At 70.8% G+C, this 19239-nt stretch carries 17 protein-coding genes; 8 read left to right on the top strand and 9 right to left on the bottom strand.

The genetic code is table 11. From position 1 onward, the window contains the following. Window positions 1-245 precede the first annotated feature (245 nt). The gene (locus AC5WS8_RS25095) at window positions 246-1376 is read right to left on the bottom strand and encodes an alpha/beta hydrolase (protein WP_496105716.1); all 1131 of its coding nucleotides are present in this window, start codon (window positions 1374-1376) and stop codon (window positions 246-248) included. A gap of 210 nt (window positions 1377-1586) precedes the next feature. On the opposite strand from AC5WS8_RS25095, the gene AC5WS8_RS25090 reads away from it, so the two are divergent. The 6 genes from AC5WS8_RS25090 (at window position 1587) to AC5WS8_RS25065 (ending at window position 6825) form a co-directional block, all read left to right on the top strand. Next, window positions 1587-3416: a phosphatidylglycerol lysyltransferase domain-containing protein gene (locus AC5WS8_RS25090; protein WP_496105715.1), complete on the top strand. Its 1830-nt coding sequence runs from the start codon at window positions 1587-1589 to the stop codon at window positions 3414-3416. A 222-nt stretch (window positions 3417-3638) separates the two neighbouring features. After that, the gene (gene folP / locus AC5WS8_RS25085) at window positions 3639-4526 is read left to right on the top strand and encodes a dihydropteroate synthase (protein ID WP_496105714.1); all 888 of its coding nucleotides are present in this window, start codon (window positions 3639-3641) and stop codon (window positions 4524-4526) included. Beyond that, complete coding sequence (locus tag AC5WS8_RS25080; RefSeq protein WP_496105713.1) at window positions 4523-5023, top strand: nuclear transport factor 2 family protein; 501 nt, start codon at window positions 4523-4525, stop codon at window positions 5021-5023. The genes folP and AC5WS8_RS25080 overlap by 4 nt, the downstream gene beginning before the upstream one ends. A gap of 272 nt (window positions 5024-5295) precedes the next feature. Next, on the top strand, window positions 5296-5655 hold the full coding sequence (folB, locus tag AC5WS8_RS25075; protein WP_496105712.1) for a dihydroneopterin aldolase: 360 nt from the start codon (window positions 5296-5298) through the stop codon (window positions 5653-5655). Continuing rightward, entirely contained in the window at window positions 5652-6263 is a 612-nt protein-coding gene (gene folK, locus AC5WS8_RS25070) for a 2-amino-4-hydroxy-6-hydroxymethyldihydropteridine diphosphokinase (RefSeq protein WP_496105711.1), read from the top strand. The genes folB and folK overlap by 4 nt, the downstream gene beginning before the upstream one ends. A 76-nt stretch (window positions 6264-6339) precedes the next feature. Next, window positions 6340-6825, top strand: coding sequence for a DUF3180 domain-containing protein (locus AC5WS8_RS25065; RefSeq protein WP_496105710.1), 486 nt, complete (start codon window positions 6340-6342; stop codon window positions 6823-6825). Between the two features lie 24 nt (window positions 6826-6849). Here AC5WS8_RS25065 and folE read toward each other — a convergent pair whose 3' ends face one another. From folE to dacB, 6 genes are all read right to left on the bottom strand, one after another. Next, window positions 6850-7455, bottom strand: coding sequence for a GTP cyclohydrolase I FolE (gene folE, locus AC5WS8_RS25060; protein ID WP_496105709.1), 606 nt, complete (start codon window positions 7453-7455; stop codon window positions 6850-6852). Window positions 7456-7591: 136 nt separating this feature from the next. Then, window positions 7592-9625, bottom strand: a complete 2034-nt coding sequence (gene ftsH, locus AC5WS8_RS25055) for an ATP-dependent zinc metalloprotease FtsH (RefSeq protein WP_496105708.1) — start codon at window positions 9623-9625, stop codon at window positions 7592-7594. Between the two features lie 232 nt (window positions 9626-9857). After that, entirely contained in the window at window positions 9858-10418 is a 561-nt protein-coding gene (gene hpt, locus AC5WS8_RS25050; protein WP_055523757.1) for a hypoxanthine phosphoribosyltransferase, read from the bottom strand. A 225-nt stretch (window positions 10419-10643) separates the two neighbouring features. Continuing rightward, window positions 10644-11690, bottom strand: a complete 1047-nt coding sequence (gene tilS / locus AC5WS8_RS25045; RefSeq protein ID WP_496105707.1) for a tRNA lysidine(34) synthetase TilS — start codon at window positions 11688-11690, stop codon at window positions 10644-10646. A gap of 205 nt (window positions 11691-11895) precedes the next feature. Further along, window positions 11896-13029, bottom strand: a complete 1134-nt coding sequence (locus AC5WS8_RS25040) for a zinc-dependent metalloprotease (RefSeq protein WP_496105706.1) — start codon at window positions 13027-13029, stop codon at window positions 11896-11898. A 92-nt stretch (window positions 13030-13121) separates the two neighbouring features. Continuing rightward, window positions 13122-14768, bottom strand: a complete 1647-nt coding sequence (gene dacB, locus AC5WS8_RS25035; protein WP_496105759.1) for a D-alanyl-D-alanine carboxypeptidase/D-alanyl-D-alanine endopeptidase — start codon at window positions 14766-14768, stop codon at window positions 13122-13124. A gap of 76 nt (window positions 14769-14844) precedes the next feature. On the opposite strand from dacB, the gene AC5WS8_RS25030 reads away from it, so the two are divergent. Together AC5WS8_RS25030 and AC5WS8_RS25025 are read left to right on the top strand one after the other, a co-directional pair. Continuing rightward, a complete protein-coding gene (locus AC5WS8_RS25030) occupies window positions 14845-15336 on the top strand; it encodes an inorganic diphosphatase (RefSeq protein WP_496105705.1) in 492 nt (163 codons plus the stop codon). Between the two features lie 129 nt (window positions 15337-15465). Further along, window positions 15466-17235 (top strand): threonine/serine exporter family protein, encoded by a 1770-nt coding sequence (locus AC5WS8_RS25025; protein WP_496105704.1) that lies wholly within the window; start codon window positions 15466-15468, stop codon window positions 17233-17235. Between the two features lie 39 nt (window positions 17236-17274). Here the strand turns inward: AC5WS8_RS25025 and AC5WS8_RS25020 are convergent, their stop codons facing one another. Together AC5WS8_RS25020 and AC5WS8_RS25015 are read right to left on the bottom strand one after the other, a co-directional pair. Next, window positions 17275-18219 carry a DedA family protein gene (locus tag AC5WS8_RS25020; RefSeq protein ID WP_496105703.1) on the bottom strand — a complete coding sequence of 315 codons (945 nt, stop codon included), beginning with the start codon at window positions 18217-18219 and terminating at the stop codon, window positions 17275-17277. Window positions 18220-18398: 179 nt separating this feature from the next. Then, window positions 18399-19166 carry a MerR family transcriptional regulator gene (locus tag AC5WS8_RS25015; RefSeq protein ID WP_496105702.1) on the bottom strand — a complete coding sequence of 256 codons (768 nt, stop codon included), beginning with the start codon at window positions 19164-19166 and terminating at the stop codon, window positions 18399-18401. Window positions 19167-19239: the final 73 nt, after the last annotated feature.

Raw genomic sequence — 19239 nt, 5'->3', positions numbered from 1 at the left:
GGGCCGGACTCGGATCGGATGCGGGTCGCCATCTGCCCCCAGAAGGGCGCACCGGCCGCTCTGCCAGCCCGTTTCGGCGCTCCACGGGCCCCTTCCGGGTCGCCGGAACAGACCTTCAAGATCGTTTATCGCGCGCAGCCGGAAGCCCGATACCCCGACCCGGCTCCCCCTTGCCGAAAGGGAACGGGGAGCCGACCGCCTCCGGATTGCATGAATTCCCCTGGAGATACCGGGCATTCACCCGCTCAGCGGTCGCTGAGCCGCCCGCTCAGCCACTGCAGCGAGCTCGGGATCTCCCGCAGCCAGGTGTTGAAGTTGTGGCCGCCGCTGTCGAGGATGAGTGACGAGATACGGGTCACCTTGTTGGCCCGCACCTGCTGAATGAACTTGAGCGTGGCCTTGTAGTGGAACTCGCCGTGCTTGCTGCTCGTGACGAGCAGTGAGGTGTTGGGCGCCGGCATGTGCTTGAGGTACCACATGAGGTCGGCACGGTTCTGCAGATTCTTCTTACCGTGGAAGAGATCGCCCGTGGTCGGGTCGATCGGCGCCTTGAAGTAGGGCGACAGACCCACCGCGGCGGCATAGACGTCCGGGTGGTGCATCGCGAACTTCAGCGCGCAGTAGCCGCCCGTGGAGTCGCCGATGATGCCCCAGCCGGCGGGCCTGACGCCCACCCTCCTGTAGTGGGACTTGATCGAGTCGGGGAGGTCCTTCGCGAAGAATGTCTCGACCTGCGGCCCGCCCGGGATGTCCACGCACTCCGTGTCGCGCGGCGGCACGACGGTAGGCCGCAGCATCACCAGGATCATCGGCTGCATCTTTCCGTCCTTGGCCAGGCCGTGCGCCGTCTGCGGGTACTTCAGCCCCTTGATGAGCGCCTCCGCCGTACCCGGGTAACCGGTGAGGACGACGCCCACCGGGAACGACCGCGTGCGGAACTGCGGCTGGAAGTACTCCGGTGGCAGGTAGACGTACGCCGGTGTGGCGATATGGGTCGTGGCGCCGAATATGGTGATTCTCTGGATCTGTCCGCCGATCTGCGGCTGCCCGCCGCCCGCCACGTTCACCGTCTGCGTGCCGACCAACTGGACGGCTCCGCCGCTCGCTCCCGCGGCACCGTTGTCGACGACCACGCCCTGCCCCGTGTCCTGGCCCAACAGGTCGGACCAGCTGGCGTAGAAGCCGAAGGACTGGTTGGCGAAGAGCCCGAGGGACGCGAAGATCGACAATTGGGTGGCGAAGAGCAGCCCGACCCGTCCACTGACGGCCCGCCAGTTCCGTCGTGCGAGCCGCGGCCAGCACCACACCGTACCGACGAACAGCAGCACGGCGAACATGATCGCCAGCGCCAGCACCTTGTTGCTCGTGAGACCCATGGGCTCTTTCCTGCCTGCGCTTTCCATACGACCGCGGGGCCCGCCCCCGCGGTTTCGCCAGTTCTTGCCCCGGACTTTCCGTCGGCTTTGAACCGGCTTTGTGATGGGGAGTGAACCTCTCTCCCCGAGACACCGTCCTAGAGGGCGCAATGTCGCCGGATGCCCCGAACGGCACCGGGCTCAAGGTCTCTCGCAGAACTACGGGATGCGATGTCTGTCAGGATAGATGGGGAAAAGTCGGGTGAGGTTCCGGGGCGATCACGTGTGGTGCGTCGCATACTCCGCGGTCCGCGTCCGGAGACCGTCCCCGCGCTGATCGCCAGGGCCTGCACCCTCGTGGGAGTCCTGGACATCGCCGCGGGTGTGTTCCCGCGCTTCCGGCACAGCCGTATGCACCGCATGGTCGAGGTGCTGCCCGGCTCGTTCGGGCCCTTCGCCGCGGCCCTGTCCCTGAGCGCGGGCGTCCTGTTGCTGCTCCTCGCCCACGGGCTGCGCCGGCGCAAGCGGCGGGCCTGGCGCGCCGCGGTGCTCCTGCTCCCGGCGGGCGCCGTGTCGGAGTACGTCTACCGCCACTCCCCCGTCGGTGTACTCATCGCGGTGGCGCTGCTGGTGCCGCTGCTGCGCCACCGGGACGAGTTCGCGGCCCTGCCAGACCCGCGCAGCCGCTGGCGGGCCCTGGCCAACTTCATCCTCATGGGCGCCGGTTCGGTGGGTCTGGGCCTGGTCATCGTCAGCGTCCACCCGCACCGTGTGGTCGGCGACCCGAGCCTGTCCGACCGCCTGGAGCACGTCCTGTACGGCCTGTTCGGCTTCGAGGGCCCGGTCGACTACACCGGCAACACCTCCTGGACGGTGGGCTTCTCGCTCGGCGCGCTCGGTCTGCTCACCGCGGTCACCACCATCTACCTGGCGTTCCGTCCCGAACACCCGGCGGCGCAGCTCACCGAGGAGGACGAGGCGCGGCTGCGCACCCTGCTGGAGAAGCACGGCGGCCGTGACTCCCTCGGCCACTTCGCGCTCCGCCGCGACAAGGCGGTCGTCTTCTCGCCGAGCGGCAAGGCGGCGGTGACGTACCGGGTCGTGTCGGGCGTGATGCTGGCGAGCGGCGACCCGATCGGCGACGTGGAGGCCTGGCCGGGCGCCATCGAGCGGTTCATGGACGAGGCCAGGGCGCACTCCTGGACGCCCGCGGTCGTCGGTTGCTCGGAGACGGGCGGCGAGGTGTGGACCCGCGAGACCGGCCTGGACGCCCTGGAGCTGGGTGACGAGGCGGTGGTGGACGTCAAGGATTTCTCCCTCTCCGGGCGCGCGATGCGGAACGTGCGCCAGATGGTGAAGCGCATCGAGCGCGCGGGTTACGAGACCCGGGTACGGCGCATCGGTGACCTCGGCGAGGGCGAGCTGGAGCGCATACGGCGGGCGGCCGAGGACTGGCGCGGTACGGACACCGAGCGCGGCTTCTCCATGGCGCTCGGCCGCGTCGGGGACCCGTCCGACGGGGACTGCCTGATCGCCACGGCCCACAAGGCAGACGCGGACGCGGGACCGTACGGCGACCTGAAGGCCATCCTGCACTTCGTCCCCTGGGGCACGGACGGGGCCTCCCTCGACCTGATGCGCCGGGACCGCTCGGCCGACCCGGGTATGAACGAGCTGCTCATCGTGGCCGCGCTGCAGGCCGCCCCGAAGTTCGGCATCGAGCGGGTCTCGCTGAACTTCGCGATGTTCCGCTCGGCGCTGGCCCGCGGCGAGAAGATCGGTGCGGGACCCGTGCTGCGGGCGTGGCGAGGGCTGCTGGTCTTCCTCTCCCGGTGGTTCCAGATCGAGTCTCTCTACAAGTTCAACGCCAAGTTCCAGCCGCGCTGGGAGCCGCGCTTCATGGTGTACGCCTCCACCCGCGACCTCCCGCGCATCGGCCTCGCGGTCATGCAGGCCGAGGGCTTCGTGAACCTGGCCCTCCCCCGCCTCCTGCGCCGCAGGCCCGCGGCCCCGCGCCCGTGTGCGCACAACCTGGCGGAACGCGGGGTACGAGCCGCCTAGCCGACCGACACCCCTCGACGGGCCCGGCCGACGCCTCTGTTCCTCTCCTCTTCCTCCGCCGGGCACCTCCCGGGCCGGTCCCGGAGGCCGGGCGGCAGTCACCCACAGCCGGGGGCGATCCGGCCGGGCCGGGGCCCGGCGGCATGGGCACAGCCGACCCGCCGTGGCGGTGAGCCGCCCCGGGAGCCGGGTACGGAGCCCTCGAAGGCCTACGCTGAACGTATGAGCACGAAGAGTGGGCGGGGCCGCGTGGCCGGTCTTCCGGTGTGGGACCGCTGTGCGGTCATGGGGGTCGTCAACGTCACCCCCGACTCGTTCTCCGACGGCGGCCGCTGGTTCGACACCACCGCCGCCGTCAAGCACGGCCTCGACCTGGTCTCCGAGGGCGCCGACCTCGTCGACGTCGGCGGGGAGTCCACCCGTCCCGGTGCCACCCGGGTCGACGAGGACGAGGAGCTGAGGCGGGTCGTCCCCGTCGTGCGCGGCCTCGCCTCCGAGGGCGTCACCGTCTCCGTCGACACCATGCGCGCCCGCGTCGCCGAGCAGGCCCTCGCCGCCGGCGCCGCGCTGGTCAACGACGTCAGCGGGGGCCTCGCCGACCCGGCGATGATCCCGGTCGTCGCGGCCTCGGGCGCGCCGTTCGTGGTCATGCACTGGCGCGGCTTCCTCGAGGGCGGCAACGTCAGGGGCGTCTACGAGGACGTCGTCACCGAGGTCGTGGACGAGCTCCACGCGCGCGTGGAGGCCGTTCTCGAAGGAGGTGTCGCCCAGGACCGCATCGTCGTCGATCCCGGTCTCGGCTTCTCCAAGGACGCCGAGCACGACCTGGCCCTGCTCGCCCACCTCGACCGTCTGCTCGACCTCGAGCACCCCCTCCTGGTGGCCGCCTCGCGCAAACGGTTCCTCGGCCGCGTCCTGGCCGGCCCCGAGGGCGCGCCCCCGCCCGCGCGGGAGCGCGACGCCGCCACGGCCGCCGTCTCCGCACTCGCCGCGCACGCCGGCGCGTGGGCCGTGCGCGTGCACGAGGTGCGCGCGACGGCGGACGCGGTACGCGTCGCCCACGCCCTGGAGGACGCACGTTCGACCGGAACCCCCGAAGGAGCCCGGTGAGCACCGCCCACACGGACGTCGAACAGGTGGAACTGGCCAACACGGCCTTCTACGAGGCGATGGAGCGGGGTGACTTCGAGGAGTTGTCCTCGCTCTGGCTGGCCCCCACCGACCTGGGCGTCGACGAGGAGTACCACGACCCGGCCGACACCGGTGTGGTCTCCTGCGTCCACCCCGGCTGGCCCGTGCTGACCGGACGCGGCGAGGTCCTCAGGTCGTACGCGCTGATCATGGCGAACACCGACTACATCCAGTTCTTCCTCACCGACGTCCATGTCTCCGTGACCGGTGACACCGCTCTCGTGACCTGCACCGAGAACATCCTCAGCGGTGGCCCGTCGCCCGACGGCGGTGACGGGCCGGGCCCGCTCGTCGGCCAGCTGGTGGTCGCCACGAACGTGTTCCGCCGCACCTCCGACGGCTGGAAGCTCTGGTCGCACCACGCCTCGCCCGTGCTGACCGAAACCGGTGACGACGAGGAGGACGACTCCGTCTGAGATGTGTCCCTCCGAGGGGAGGACAACCCCGTGCGAGTGGGTAGGCGGCGGGAGTGGTTGGAATCACCTACTCCTGGGTAGGGGCGGCTACCAACCCATGAGCCACCGTGTTCCCCAGGGGAAACGCCCGATGAACCCTGCTACCCGTGCCGTCGGCGCGCGCCCCCGTGGGCCGGTTCTGTCGGTGCCCGCAGGTAGATTCGTTCCGGGCCGGTGCACCGACCGCACCCGGTGAGGATCGGCCGCTACCGACGATTGCAGGAGTGATTCGCGTGGATCGTGTCGCGCTGCGCGGCCTGAAGGCCCGCGGGCACCACGGCGTGTTCCCCAAGGAGCGCGAGGAGGGCCAGACCTTCATCGTCGATCTCGTCCTGGGCGTGGACACCCGGCCGGCCGCGGCCGACGACGAGCTCTCGAAGACGGTGCACTACGGCATCGTGGCGGAGGAGGTCGTCGCCCTGGTCGAGGGGGAACCCGTGAACCTCATCGAGACGCTCGCGGAGCGCATCGCGCACTCCTGTCTCGAGCACGCCCCGGTCCAGGAGGTCGAGGTCTGCGTCCACAAGCCGGACGCCCCGATCACGGTCCCCTTCGACGACGTGACCGTCACCATCACCCGGAGCCGAGTATGAGCGCCTTCTTCGCCGGAGGTCAGAGCGACCCGACCGTCCAGCCGGTGCCCGCCTCCGTCGTGCAGAAAGTGGACGCCGCCGACACCACCCTGCAGAACCCGAAACGGGCGGTGATCTCCATCGGCTCGAACCTGGGCAACCGCCTGGAGAACCTCCAGGGCGCGATAGACGCTCTGGAGGACACGCCTGGCGTCCGCGTCAAGGCGGTCTCACCGGTGTACGAGACCGAGCCGTGGGGCGTGGCGCCGGGCAGCCAGCCGACGTACTTCAACGCGGTGGTCGTCGTGAAGACCACCCTGCCCCCCTCCTCCCTGCTGGAGCGGGCGCACGCCGTGGAGGAGGCCTTCCACCGGGTGCGCGACGAGCGCTGGGGGGCGCGCACGCTCGACGTGGACATCGTCGCGTACGCCGACGTCGTCTCCGCGGACCCGGTGCTGACGCTGCCCCACCCGCGCGCCCACGAACGGGCCTTCGTCCTCGCGCCCTGGCACGACCTGGACCCGGAGGCACAGCTGCCCGGCCGCGGCCCGGTGGCACACCTGCTCGACACCGTCACCCGCCACGGGGTCACGCCCCGCGCCGACCTGGAACTCCGGCTGCCCGAGTAGTCGTTAAGGTCTACCGGGCCGGGGCTTGACGGTCACCGCCCCGTGCGACCGACGCCCGGGCCGACGAAGGGACATCGTGAAAGAGCTGCGCATCAGGACGCTGGCGGCGGTGTTCGTGGTGGCCGGAGTGCTGTCCTGGGCGGGCGCCCGCCTGTGGGACGCGGTGGGCACGCTGCCCCGGGTCCCCCTGGCCGCCCCCGTCGTCCTCGCCCTGATCGCCGTGGTCCTGCTGGCCACGGCACTCTCCCTGCGCTCCCGTCTCAATGCCCAGCGGGAGCGCCAGCAGGACGCGAAGGGCGTCGACCCGCTGATGGCGGCCCGTGCGGTCGTCTTCGGCCAGGCCAGCGCCCTGGTCGCGGCCCTGGTCGCCGGAATGTACGGAGGCACGGGCGTCTTCCTGCTGGGCTCCCTGGATCTGCCCTCCCGCCGCGACCAGGCGATCTACGCCGGTTTCTCGGTCGTCGCGGGCATCGCGGTCATAGCGGCCGCTCTGTTCCTGGAGCGGGTCTGCAAGCTCCCGGAGGACGACAACAACGACGGTGACGCGGCGCCCGTCTCCTGACGGCACTGCAGCCGCCGACGGCGGTCAGCGCGCCAGTATCAGGCTCATCGCCTCGGCGCGCGTCGTGGCGTCCCGCAGCTGGCCCCGTACGGCCGACGTCGTCGTCTTGGCGCCCGGCTTGCGAATGCCGCGCACGGACATGCACATGTGCTCGGCCTCGATGACCACGATGGCGCCCCGCGCCTCCAGGATGCGCATCAGCGAGTCGGCGATCTGCGTGGTGAGTCGCTCCTGCACCTGCGGCCGGCGGGCGAACACCTCGACGAGACGCGCCAGCTTCGACAGGCCGGTGATCTTCCCGCTCTCGGCCGGGATGTAGCCGACGTGGGCCACCCCGTGGAACGGCAGCAGGTGGTGCTCACACAGGCTCACGATCTCGATGTCCTTGACCAGGACCATCTCGTCGTGGCCGAGATCGAACGTCGTCGTCAGCACGTCCTCGGGCTGCTGGTTGAGCCCCGCCAGGAGCTCCCGGTACGCCCGGGCCACACGCGCCGGTGTCTCGCGCAGCCCCTCGCGGTCCGGGTCCTCTCCGACCGCGATGAGCAGCTCCCTCACGGCGTTCTCCGCACGCTTCTCGTCGAACTCGCCGATCGTGCTCTCGCCGTCCAGCGTCACCGGGTCGGTCATGTGGTGCCTCGCTCCTGCGCCTGTGACGCGCACGGGTCGCGCGTCTCATCCGCGGCCTCATGAAAACCGGCCGCGCCCCCCAAGGCTAGAACCCTGGGGGGCGCGGCCGAAATTCCCGGGGCCCGTGGGCCCCCTGTCAGCTGTCGCGACGGTCGTCGGTGGCCTTCTCCGTCTGGACGGACTGGACGGACTCCGTGGCGTTCGCGATCGCCGGAGCGGCGCCGTTGGCCCCGTTCGTCAGTGCGAGCTCCTTGGGGGAGAGCACCGGCGGGCGGGTGGACGGCGTGCGGCGCGAGGAGCCGGTCCACGCCGGCCGCGGCGGGCGCTTGACCACGGGCGCGAAGATCTCGGCGATCTCCTCCTTGCCCAGGGTCTCCTTCTCCAGCAGGGCCAGGACGAGGTTGTCGAGGACGTCGCGGTTCTCGACCAGGATCTCCCAGGCCTCGTTGTGCGCCGTCTCGATGAGCTTCTTGACTTCCTCGTCCACCAGCGCGGCGACCTCTTCCGAGTAGTCGCGCTGGTGAGACATCTCACGGCCGAGGAACGGCTCGCTGCCGTCGCTGCCGAACTTGATCGCGCCGAGGCGCTCGGTCATGCCGTACTGCGTGACCATCGCGCGGGCCAGGTTGGTGGCCTTCTCGATGTCGTTCGCGGCACCGGTGGTCGGGTCGTGGAAGACGAGCTCCTCGGCCGCGCGACCGCCCAGCATGTAGGCCAGCTGGTCCAGCATCTCGTTGCGGGTCGTGGAGTACTTGTCCTCGTCCGGGAGGACCATCGTGTAGCCGAGGGCGCGGCCGCGGGACAGGATCGTGATCTTGTGGACCGGGTCGGCGTTCGGCGAGGCCGCCGCGACCAGGGCGTGGCCGCCCTCGTGGTACGCGGTGATCTTCTTCTCCTTGTCCGACATGATCCGGGTCCGCTTCTGCGGGCCCGCGACCACGCGGTCGATCGCCTCGTCCAGCATCCGGTTGTCGATCAGCTTCTTGTCGCTGCGGGCCGTCAGCAGCGCGGCCTCGTTCAGGACGTTGGCGAGGTCGGCGCCCGTCATGCCGGGGGTGCGGCGGGCGACGGCCGACAGGTCGACGTCCGGGGCGACCGGCTTGCCCTTCTGGTGGACCTTGAGGATCTCCAGACGGCCCTGCATGTCCGGGCGGTCGACCGCGATCTGGCGGTCGAAGCGGCCGGGACGCAGGAGGGCCGGGTCGAGGATGTCGGGGCGGTTCGTGGCCGCGATGAGGATCACGCCGCCCTTGACGTCGAACCCGTCCATCTCGACGAGCAGCTGGTTCAGGGTCTGCTCGCGCTCGTCGTGACCACCGCCGAGGCCGGCGCCGCGGTGGCGGCCGACCGCGTCGATCTCGTCGACGAAGACGATCGCCGGGGCGTTCGCCTTGGCCTGCTCGAACAGGTCACGGACCCGGGAGGCACCGACACCGACGAACATCTCGACGAAGTCCGAACCCGAGATCGAGTAGAACGGGACGCCCGCCTCGCCGGCGACGGCACGCGCGAGCAGCGTCTTACCGGTTCCGGGCGGGCCGTAGAGCAGGACGCCCTTGGGGATCTTCGCCCCGACCGCCTGGAACTTGGCAGGCTCCTGCAGGAACTCCTTGATCTCCTGGAGCTCCTCGACCGCCTCGTCCGCACCCGCGACGTCCGAGAACGTCGTCTTCGGGGTGTCCTTGGTGATGAGCTTCGCCTTGGACTTGCCGAAGTTCATCACCCGCGAGCCGCCGCCCTGCATCTGGTTCATCAGAAACAGGAAGACGACCACGATCAGGACGAAGGGCAGCAGGGAGAGCAGGATGCCGACGAAGGGGTTCTGCTTGGACGGTGAGACCGTGTAGCCCTTCGGGATCTGCTTGTTCTCGTACTTGTTCTGAAGAGTGGTGGCCAGACTTGCGCCTTGGTCGCCGATGTAGCTCGCCTGGATCTTGTCGCTGTCATCGACCTTGACGCCGTCCTTGAGCGAGACCTTGATGACCTGCTCGTCGCCGGTGGTCAGCTTGGCGGACTCGACCTGGTTGTTATTGATCGCCTGGACGACTTTGCCGGTGTCCACCGTTTTGTAGCCGCCTGAGGAGCCGACGACCTGCATCAACACGACCACGGCAAGGACGGCCAGCACGATCCACATGACCGGCCCACGGAAGTATCGCTTCACGTCCATCCATACGGAGCGGTGCCGCCCCGTCCCTCCTGCCATAGTGAGTTTGATAAAAACAGTTCTTCCGACGGTACCCCAGGATCGCCACCCTCAGCCGCAGGGGACTGCCGGCAATACCGCCCTCGCATCTCCAACGGCGCGAAACCCGTTGTGGTTCCCGAACGTCTTACAAAGACCCTGAAACCGGGAACCGGCCGCCGCGCGGGCGGCCGGTGGCGCCGGGTCGCGGCAGGGATCAGCCGCCGTAGACGTGGGGCGCGAGAGTACCGACGAACGGAAGGTTGCGGTACTTCTCCGCGTAATCGAGGCCGTAGCCCACGACGAACTCGTTCGGGATGTCGAATCCGACCCACTCGACGTCGATGGCGACCTTGGCGGCCTCGGGCTTGCGCAGCAGCGTGCACACCTTCAGGGATGCGGGCTCACGCGAGCCGAGGTTGGAGATCAGCCAGGACAGGGTCAGCCCGGAGTCGATGATGTCCTCGACGATCAGGACGTGCTTGCCCTTGATGTCGGTGTCGAGGTCCTTGAGGATCCGTACGACGCCGGAGGACTGCGTTCCCGCGCCGTAGGAGGACACGGCCATCCAGTCCATGGTGACGGGGGTGGACAGCGCCCGGGCGAGGTCCGCCATCACCATCACCGCGCCCTTGAGCACGCCGACGATCAGCAGGTCCTTGCCCGCGTACTCCGCGTCGATCTTCGCGGCCAGCTCGGCCAGCTTCGCGTCGATCTCTTCCTTCGTGATGAGCACCTGCTTGAGGTCGGCACCCATGTCTTTCGCGTCCACCCGCATCACTTTCGGTCGTCCCGCCGCTTGGATTGCTCGCGCGTCCGGGGCGCCGTGCCGCCGTGGAGGCCGATCGCGGCCGGTCGCCCGCGCGGCGGCAGCCGGATGACGACTACAACCCTCGCGGCGTGCCCGCGCTCTTCCTCGTGACAGCGGCGCACCCCTCGGCCCGCTCGCGTGGCTGACCGGCCCCCCGAGGGGCGGCCGGGCGCCTCCCGCAGGGGGCGTTTCTCAGCCTTGCCGAATCACCAGTCTGCCACCCTGCCGCTGGGCGACCACTTTGCCCGGGAGATTGATGGCTCCCTGGCCCCGCCAGCCGGTGATCAGCCGGTCGACCTCCTCGATGTGCCGGGCGAAGAGGGAACCGGCCGGGGCGCCCGCCTCGATGGCGGCGCGGCGCAGGACACGGCGGCGCACGGCCGGGGGCAGGGCGTAGAGCTTGGCGCACTCCAGGAGCCCGGAGGCGTCGCGGACGGAGGCCTCGGCCTGGCCGGCCCAGGCGTCGAGGGCGTCGGCGTCGTCGCGGGAGAGCTGCGCCGTGCGGGCGAGGGCTTCGACGACGCCCTTGCCGAGCGCCTTCTCCAGGGCGGGCAGGCCCTCGTGGCGGAGCCGGGAGCGGGTGTAGGCGGGGTCCGTGTTGTGCGGGTCGTCCCACACGGGCAGGGACTGGGCCATGCAGGCCTTGCGGGCGGTCTGCCGGTCGATGTGGAGGAAGGGGCGGCGGTAGCGGCCGTCGGCCCCCGAGACGGCGGCCATCCCGGACAGCGAGCGGATGCCGGAGCCGCGGGCCAGGCCCAGCAGGACGGTCTCGGCCTGGTCGTCGCGGGTGTGCCCGAGGAGGATCGCGCAAGCGCCGAGGCGGCCGGCGGCGGCGTCCAGAGCGGCGTAGCGCGCGTCGCGGGCGGCGGCCTCGGGTCCTCCGCCGCGGCCGACGGTGACGGCGACGGACTCGACAGGGTCCAGACCCAGCTCGCGCAGGCGCACGACCACCTCGCCGGCGCGCAGGTCGGATCCGGGCTGCAGGCCGTGGTCGATGGTGATGCCGCCGGCGGTGATGCCGAGCTTGGGGGCTTCGAAGGCGAGGGCGGAGGCGAGCGCCATGGAGTCGGCGCCGCCCGAGCACGCCACGAGCACGAGCGGCGCGGACGGGCGCTCGTGCAGTGGACGGCCGGTGGTCGTGTGCTCTCCCGGCCGCTCGGCGGTCTGCTCGGTGAGGATGTCGTGGAGGACGCGGCGGACCGCCAGGCGTATCGCCGCGACCGCGGGATGGGGACCCATGTCCGGTTCCCTTCATGAAGTTGTGTCGGGGGGTGAGCCCGAAGTCGGTCACTCAGAGTGTGTAGATGGTGACAGAATCGGGCCGTTCCCCGAGCATTGCACGCCTGTGCCAGGCTCACGGTCCCTCGGACGGGTGATTGGCGGAGCGTTCACCTGCCGACGGCCGGATTACTTCACTCCGGATACACGACTCTGCACTCCGGGCTCACGATTCCGCCCTGCGGTGCATCCGTGCGACCCAGTCCGCCGGTTTGGCGATCTCCGCCTTGGTCGGGAGGGTGTTCGGCGAGGTCCACACACGGTTGAAGCCGTCCATGCCGACCTGCTCGACGACCGCTCGCACGAACCGCTCGCCGTCGCGGTACTGCCTGAGCTTGGCGTCCAGACCCAGCAGCTTGCGCAGGGCGAGATCCAGGCGGGAGGCGCCCCGCGCGCGGCGCTGCTGGAACTTCTCGCGGATCTCGGCGACGCTCGGGACGACCTCCGGCCCGACACCGTCCATCACGAAGTCGGCGTGTCCCTCCAGGAGCGACATCACCGCGGTGAGCCGGCCGAGGATCTCCCGCTGGGCGGGCGTCTGCACGAGTTCCACGAGGGAGCGCCCGTCGTCGCCCTCCTCCCCCTCCGGGCGGCCCCCGGCGAGCGACTGGACGGCTTCCCTGATGCGCTCCAGGACGGTCATGGGATCGATGTCGGTCTCCCCCAGGAACGCCTGGATCTCGCCCTCCAGGTGGTCGCGCAGCCAGGGCACCGCGGTGAACTGCGTGCGGTGCGTCTCCTCGTGCAGACAGACCCAGAGGCGGAAGTCGTGCGGATCCACGTCCAGCTCGCGCTCGACGTGCACGATGTTCGGCGCGACCAGCAGCAGGCGGCCACCGCCGTTCTCCCCCGCGGGCAGCTCGCGGGTGGGCGGGGCGAAGGTCTCGTACTGACCGAGGACCCGGCTGGACAGGAACGACAGCAGCATGCCCACTTCCACGCCGGTGACCTTGCCGCCGACGGCACCGAGGACGGCCCCGCCGGGCGTACCGCCGCGCCGCTGCGACATCTTGTCGAGCAGCGGCTTGAGGAGCTCCCGGAACCCGGCGACGTTCGCCCGGACCCAGCCGGGGCGGTCGACCACGAGGACCGGGGTGTCGTGCACACCCTCTTCACCCATACGGGTAAAGCCCCGGACGTGCTCCTCCGAGGCCTTCGCGTGGCGGCGCAGCTCGGCGACGACGGCCCGGGCCTCGTCGCGGCTCACGTCGGGGCCCGGCCGCACGAGCCGGGTCGCGGTCGCCACCGCGAGATTCCAGTCGACCATCCCAGGAGATCCGGCACCACCGATGCTCGTCATGTGTCAACGGTACGTGAGCGCTGCCGCTCAGGGCAGTGTCGACGGAGGCCGGCCGGGGCGAGCCGTGGCCGGGGCACAGCGGTGTGCGGCCGTCAGGTGCAGCCGCAGGACGCCAGTGCCGCCGCCGCGTGGTCCAGGGCCGTTCTCGCCGAGGTGTGATCCATCGACCCTTCCGTGAGGAACGCGAACGCCAGAAGGTGGCCGTCCGCGTCGACCACCGTTCCGGCGAGCGTGTTGACGCCGGTCAGGGACCCCGTCTTGGCGCGTACCAGTCCGACGCCCGAGCGCTCGGCGGCGTCCGCGTACCGGTCGCTCAGCGTGCCCGTGAAACCCGCCACCGGCAGGCCCGTGAGGACGACGCGCAGCTCCGGGTGGGACGGGGAGGCGGCGGTCCCCAGCAGGGACGTCAGAAGATCCGCGGTCAGTCTGTCGTCGCGGTCGAGGCCGCTGCCGTCGTGGAACTGCGCGCCGCCGACCGGCAGACCCAGCTTCTTCACCTGGCCGGCGACCGCGGCCGCGCCTCCGTCGAAGCTCGGCCGGCCGCCGGTGGCGAGGGCGGTCTGGCGGGCGAGGGCCTCGGCGATGTCGTTGTCGCTGTTCGTGAGCATCCGCTCGACGACGGCGGACAGGGGCGGCGACTGCACGGAGGCCAGCGCCTCGGCGCGGGCGGTGGCCGTGGCCGGGCCGGGCTGCGAGGTCCTGATGCCGTGGCCCTGGAGCAGCCGGGCGAACGCCCGGGCCGTGTCGGCCGCCGGGTCCGAGGCGCGCGGGGCCGGCCCGCTGGAGGTGTCGTCCAGGCGGCCCTCGTCGGCCGCGAGGGCGGTGACCGGGGCCAGGTTGTCGTTGACGCCGATGGGGTGCAGGGCCGGGCCGGTGAACAGGGACGTGTCGTACGAGAGGGTCACCGAGGCCAGGTGGCGGCTCTTCAGGGCCGCCGCCGTCTCGTCCGCCAGGGTGCGCAGGCTCGCCCAGCCCCCGGTCTGCTTCCGGGCGGTCAGCGTCGGGTCGCCGCCGCCGACCAGCACCAGGTGGTCGCCGCCGGGCTCCAGCACCGCGCGCGTGGTGAAGCGGTGGTCGGCGCCCACCGCGGAGAGCGCGGCGACGGCGGTGGCGATCTTCGTGGTCGAGGCAGGGGTCAGCGCGTCGTCCGCGCCCTTGGCGTACAGGCGCTTGCCGCTGGTCACGTCGACGACCGCGGCACTGCGCCGGGTGCCGAGGGAGGGGGCGCGCAGGAGCGGGTCGAGTACGGCGGCGAGAGGCTTGCCGTCGGGGGCGGACTTGGTGGTGGCGCCGCCGAGGGCGACGAGCACGGAGGCAGCGCTCGGGGCGGGAGCGGGCGCGGCGGCCGCCGTGCCGGTCCCGTGATCCGTGCCACCCTCGCGGTCCCACGCTGCGGCGCGTTCACGCTCGGCCGTACGCTGGCCGGAGGAGTCCCAGGGACCGGCGGCGGTCACGGCCCCGGCCGCGAGCGCGAGGCCCATGGCGGCGGCGACGGCCGCCAGCTGCGGGTTCGTCAGCCCCCCGGAGGACGGGCGTAGGGCGCGCGTGACCCGCGCGACGTGCGGTTTCACCAGCCGCGTGATTCGCCTCACACCAGGTCGGGCGGCCGCGGTGATCCTCCGGGTATGGGGGTGCACGGTCCGGGCCACGCGTGTGAGGTGCGGTTTCACAGCCTGCGCGACTCGTGCGACACGTGGTCCCGCGGCCCGCCAAGGCCCCAGCTCCGGCACTACGACCAGCCCCTTTCGCGATCACACTCCTGCGTGAGGGACACTTAACCACCAGAACTATGTGCTGATCATGGAGGAGCCACCGGTGGAGTTCGACGTCACGATCGAGATCCCTAAGGGTTCGCGGAACAAGTACGAGGTGGACCACGAGACCGGTCGTATCCGCCTCGACCGTCGACTCTTCACCTCGACCAGCTACCCGGCCGACTACGGCTTCGTGGAGAACACCCTGGGTGAGGACGGCGACCCGCTGGACGCTCTGGTCATCCTGGAGGAGCCGACCTTCCCCGGCTGCCTCATCAAGTGCCGCGCCATCGGCATGTTCCGGATGACGGACGAGGCGGGCGGCGACGACAAGCTGCTGTGCGTGCCGGCGTCCGACCCGCGCGTGGAGCACCTGCGGGACATCCACCACGTCTCCGAGTTCGACCGCCTGGAGATCCAGCACTTCTTCGAGGTCTACAAGGACCTGGAGCCCGGCAAGTCCGTCGAGGGCGCCGACTGGGTGGGCCGCGCGGACGCCGAGGCCGAGATCGAGCGCTCGTACAAGCGTTTCAAGGACCACGGCGGTCACTGACCTCTCCCGACCTCCAGCGGGCCGCGTGAACCCTTCCGGGTGACGCGGCCCGCTGGCGTACGTGCGCATACTGAGGCGCACAGGAGGTACCTACGGGGCACGCGCGCGGGAAAGGGCAGGCAGAAGCAGGTGGCGGAGCCGGACGTGGAGGACCGCAAGCCGCGGTCGGACGAGGCGAGGGGCGCGTTCGCGCCCGACGGGCGAGGCGGGAGCGGGTCCGCCACGGCCCGGGGCTTCGCCGTCCCCGCAAGCGTCCCCACGGGCGTGGGCGCGTCGACGGCGGTCGGCGGGGAGTCCTCCACGACGTCCGAGTTCGCCGTCCCCGAGGGCCTGGAGGTGCCGGCGGCCGGTGCCGACTCCGAGACGACCTCGGAGTTCGCCCTCCCGGAGGGTCTCCAGGTACAGCAGCCGCCCGCCGCCGAGCCGGAGGGTTCCGCGTTCAGCCCGCCGAGCACCTACAGCGCCCGCAGCGCCCCGCCCGCCTTCACACCGCCCTCCGGTATACCGGCGGTGCGGCTCACCATGGAGGCGCCCTGGCAGGACCGCATGCGCGCGATGCTGCGCATGCCGGTGACCGAGCGGCCCGCACCGGAGCCCGTGCAGAAGGTCGGCGAGTCGGGCCCCGCCGTGCCGCGCGTGCTCGACCTGACCCTGCGCATCGGCGAACTGCTGCTGGCGGGCGGCGAGGGCGCCGAGGACGTGGAAGCGGCGATGTTCGCGGTCTGCCGGTCCTACGGCCTCGACCGCTGCGAGCCGAACGTCACCTTCACGCTGCTGTCGATCTCCTACCAGCCGTCCCTGGTGGACGACCCGGTATCGGCCGCGCGGACGGTACGCCGCCGGGGCACCGACTACACCCGCCTGCAGGCCGTGTTCCGGCTGGTGGACGACCTGACCGACCCGGAGACGTCGATCTCCCTGGAGGACGCCTACCGGCGCCTCGCCGAGATCCGCCGCAACCGACACCCCTACCCCGGTTGGGCACTGACCGGGGCGAGCGGACTGCTCGCCGGTGCGGCCTCCGTGCTCGTCGGCGGTGATCTGATCGTGTTCGTCGCGGCAGCGCTGGGCGCGATGCTCGGCGACCGGCTGGCGTGGCTGTGCGCGGGGCGCGGGCTGCCGGAGTTCTACCAGTTCGCGGTGGCCGCGACGCCACCGGCCGCGATCGGGGTCGCGCTGACGCTGGCCCATGTGCCCGTGGCCGCGTCCGCGGTGATCACCGGTGGCCTGTTCGCGCTGCTGCCCGGGCGCGCCCTGGTGGCGGGCGTGCAGGACGGGCTGACCGGCTTCTACATCACCGCCGCGGCGCGCCTGCTGGAGGTCATGTACTTCTTCGTGGGGATCGTCGCCGGCGTCCTGGTGGTCCTCTACTTCGGGGTGAAGCTGGGCGCCGATCTCGACCCGAACGCGGCCCTGCACCTCGCCGAGCGTCCCGTCGTGCAGATCGTGGCGTCGATGCTGCTGTCGCTGACCTTCGCCGTGCTGCTCCAGCAGGAACGGTCCAGCGTGCTGTGGGTGACCCTCAACGGCGGCGTCGCGTGGATCGTGTACGGCGCGCTGCACTACCCGGGCGGGCTGTCGCCGGTCGCCTCCACGGCCGTCGCGGCCGGGCTGGTGGGCCTCTTCGGGCAGCTGCTGTCGCGCTACCGCTTCGCGTCCGCGCTGCCGTACACGACCGCGGCGATCGGGCCGCTGCTGCCGGGCTCCGCCACGTACTTCGGGCTGTTGTCGATCGCCCAGAACAACGTCGACAAGGGACTGGTGTCGCTGGCCAACGCGGTGTCCCTGGCGATGGCCATCGCGATCGGGGTGAACCTGGGTTCGGAGATCTCCCGGCTGTTCCTGCGGTTCGGGTCCGCCGGGGGGCGCCGGGCCGCCAAGCGAACTCGGGGGTTCTGAGCACCGCCGGGCGGTGAGCGTCAGGGGACGCGCGCAGTTCTAGTAGGACTGGTTGTAGGGGTACTGCTGTTGCGGCTGCTGGTACTCCTGGGGAGTCTGCTGCCCGAACTGCTGGGGGTACTGGTCCTGGGCGTACTGGTCCTGGGCGTACTGGTCCCGCGGGTACTGCTGCTGGGCGTACTGCTGCTGGGCGTACTGCTGCTGCGGGTGGTCGTAGCCCTGGTTCCGGCTGCCGTGGTGCTGCGGATAGGGGTGGTCCGCGGGTATCCGGCGCAGCTGGGTCGTCGCGTCGTCCATGACCGGGGGCTGGGACTGCTGCCAGGGCTGGTTCCGGTCCTGCGGCCGGGGCTGCGGCGGGATCTTCTTCGACTGGGCGCGGGCGCGCAGGAACTCGATGCCGATCGGGATCACCGAGACGAGGACGATCAGGACCAGGATCAGGTCGATGTTCTTGTGGACGAACTCCACATTGCCCAGCCAGGAGCCCAGCAGCGTGACCCCCGCGCCCCACAGGACGCCGCCGATGACGTTGAACACCAGGAACGAGCGGTACTTCATGCCGCTGACGCCGGCGATGATCGGCGTGAACGTGCGCACGATGGGCACGAAGCGGGCCAGCACCAGGGACTTGGGGCCGTGCTTCTCGAAGAACTCGTGCGCCTTGGTGACGTTCTCCTGCTTGAACAGGCGGGAGTCCGGGCGCCTGAAGAGCGACGGGCCGACCTTCTTGCCGAACATGTAGCCCGCCTGGTCGCCCAGGATCGCGGCGAGGCAGATCAGGGCGACCGCTCCCCACAGCGGGAACTTCATCGTCCCCGCGGTGATCAGCAGGCCGCAGGTGAACAGCAGCGAGTCACCCGGCAGGAAGAAGCCGATGAGCAGGCCCGACTCGGCGAAGACCACCAGGAGCAGACCCCAGATCCCGAACGAGTTGAGCAGGTGGTTCGGATCCAGCCAGCTCGGTCCGAGGGCAAGCGTCGTCACGGTTCCGGGCTCCTGAGGGGTGAGGGGACGCACGTACGGCGACCTGGGGCGGCCGACACGCAGGCACTGGCCGGACAAAGTTATCAACGCACAGTGTCCCCGGCAGGTTCCCCCGGTGTCCCCGCAGTGCACTGTGCGGGAACGCGGTCACGGCTGTACGCCCCCTCCCCTTCGGCCGTTCACCCCTCGTGGCGGGCCGCGTTCGCCACGATCGCTTCCCTGAGGTGTTCCGCGAGGCCCGGGCGCATGGAGTCGTAGTACGCCTTGAAGCGCTCGTCGGAGACGTACATCTCGGCGAAGCACCGGTGCATCTCGTACGGGACCTCGAAGAACCACCTGTTCATGTGCTGCCGGTGCTCCTCGGCCAGGTCCATCGCCGCCTCGCCGGAGGCCGGCTCACCGGCGGCCACCAGGGCGGTGTACCGCTCCTGCCAGTCGTCGGCCTCGGCCTTGACGCGCTTCCAGTCCTCCTTGGTGTAGCGGGCGGCGCGGCGCCGGGACTCGGCCCACGCCTCCGTGGTGCCCCAGCGCCGGTGCGCCTCCTCGGCGTACCCCTCGTCGAAGGGGTCCTTGTCCCCGAAGACCTCGAACCGCTCCTCGGGTGTGAGGTTGATGCCCATCCTGCGTGCCTCCATGGCGTGTTCCACGGCCGCGGCCATCTTCTGCAGCTTCTCGATCCGGGCGGTCAGCAGTTCGTGCCGGCGGCGCAGGTGCGCGCGCGGGTCCGCGTCCGGGTCGTCGAGCAGGACCGCGACCTCGTCGAGCGGGAAGCCGAGCTCCCGGTAGAACAGGATCTGCTGCAGCCGGTCGAGGTCGGCGTCGCTGTAGCGCCGATGACCGGCGTACGTCCGCTCACTGGGGGTGAGCAGGCCGATCTCGTCGTAGTGGTGCAGCGTGCGCACGGTCACACCGGCGAAGCCGGCCACCTGGCCCACCGAGTAGCTCACTTCCGCTCCCTTCTGGTACGCGCCTCAGCCTCGTCCCTCACGTCGCGTGAGGTGCAAGGGTGCGCCTCGCGCG

It is taken from the genome of Streptomyces sp. PTL18 (assembly GCF_059510295.1).
This window is presented reverse-complemented; position numbering and strand designations above follow the sequence as displayed.

What these genes read in the sequence shown, in the direction of transcription:
- folE (WP_496105709.1), bottom strand. Translation starts at nt 7,455, where the DNA reads ATGACCGACCCGGTGACGCTGGACGGCGAGAGCACGATCGGCGAGTTC.
- AC5WS8_RS25040 (WP_496105706.1), bottom strand. Translation starts at nt 13,029, where the DNA reads ATGACGAGCATCGGTGGTGCCGGATCTCCTGGGATGGTCGACTGGAAT.
- tilS (WP_496105707.1), bottom strand. Translation starts at nt 11,690, where the DNA reads ATGGGTCCCCATCCCGCGGTCGCGGCGATACGCCTGGCGGTCCGCCGC.
- folK (WP_496105711.1), top strand. Translation starts at nt 5,652, where the DNA reads ATGAGCGCCTTCTTCGCCGGAGGTCAGAGCGACCCGACCGTCCAGCCG.
- hpt (WP_055523757.1), bottom strand. Translation starts at nt 10,418, where the DNA reads ATGCGGGTGGACGCGAAAGACATGGGTGCCGACCTCAAGCAGGTGCTC.
- AC5WS8_RS25095 (WP_496105716.1), bottom strand. Translation starts at nt 1,376, where the DNA reads ATGGGTCTCACGAGCAACAAGGTGCTGGCGCTGGCGATCATGTTCGCC.
- ftsH (WP_496105708.1), bottom strand. Translation starts at nt 9,625, where the DNA reads ATGGACGTGAAGCGATACTTCCGTGGGCCGGTCATGTGGATCGTGCTG.
- folP (WP_496105714.1), top strand. Translation starts at nt 3,639, where the DNA reads ATGAGCACGAAGAGTGGGCGGGGCCGCGTGGCCGGTCTTCCGGTGTGG.
- AC5WS8_RS25090 (WP_496105715.1), top strand. Translation starts at nt 1,587, where the DNA reads ATGTCTGTCAGGATAGATGGGGAAAAGTCGGGTGAGGTTCCGGGGCGA.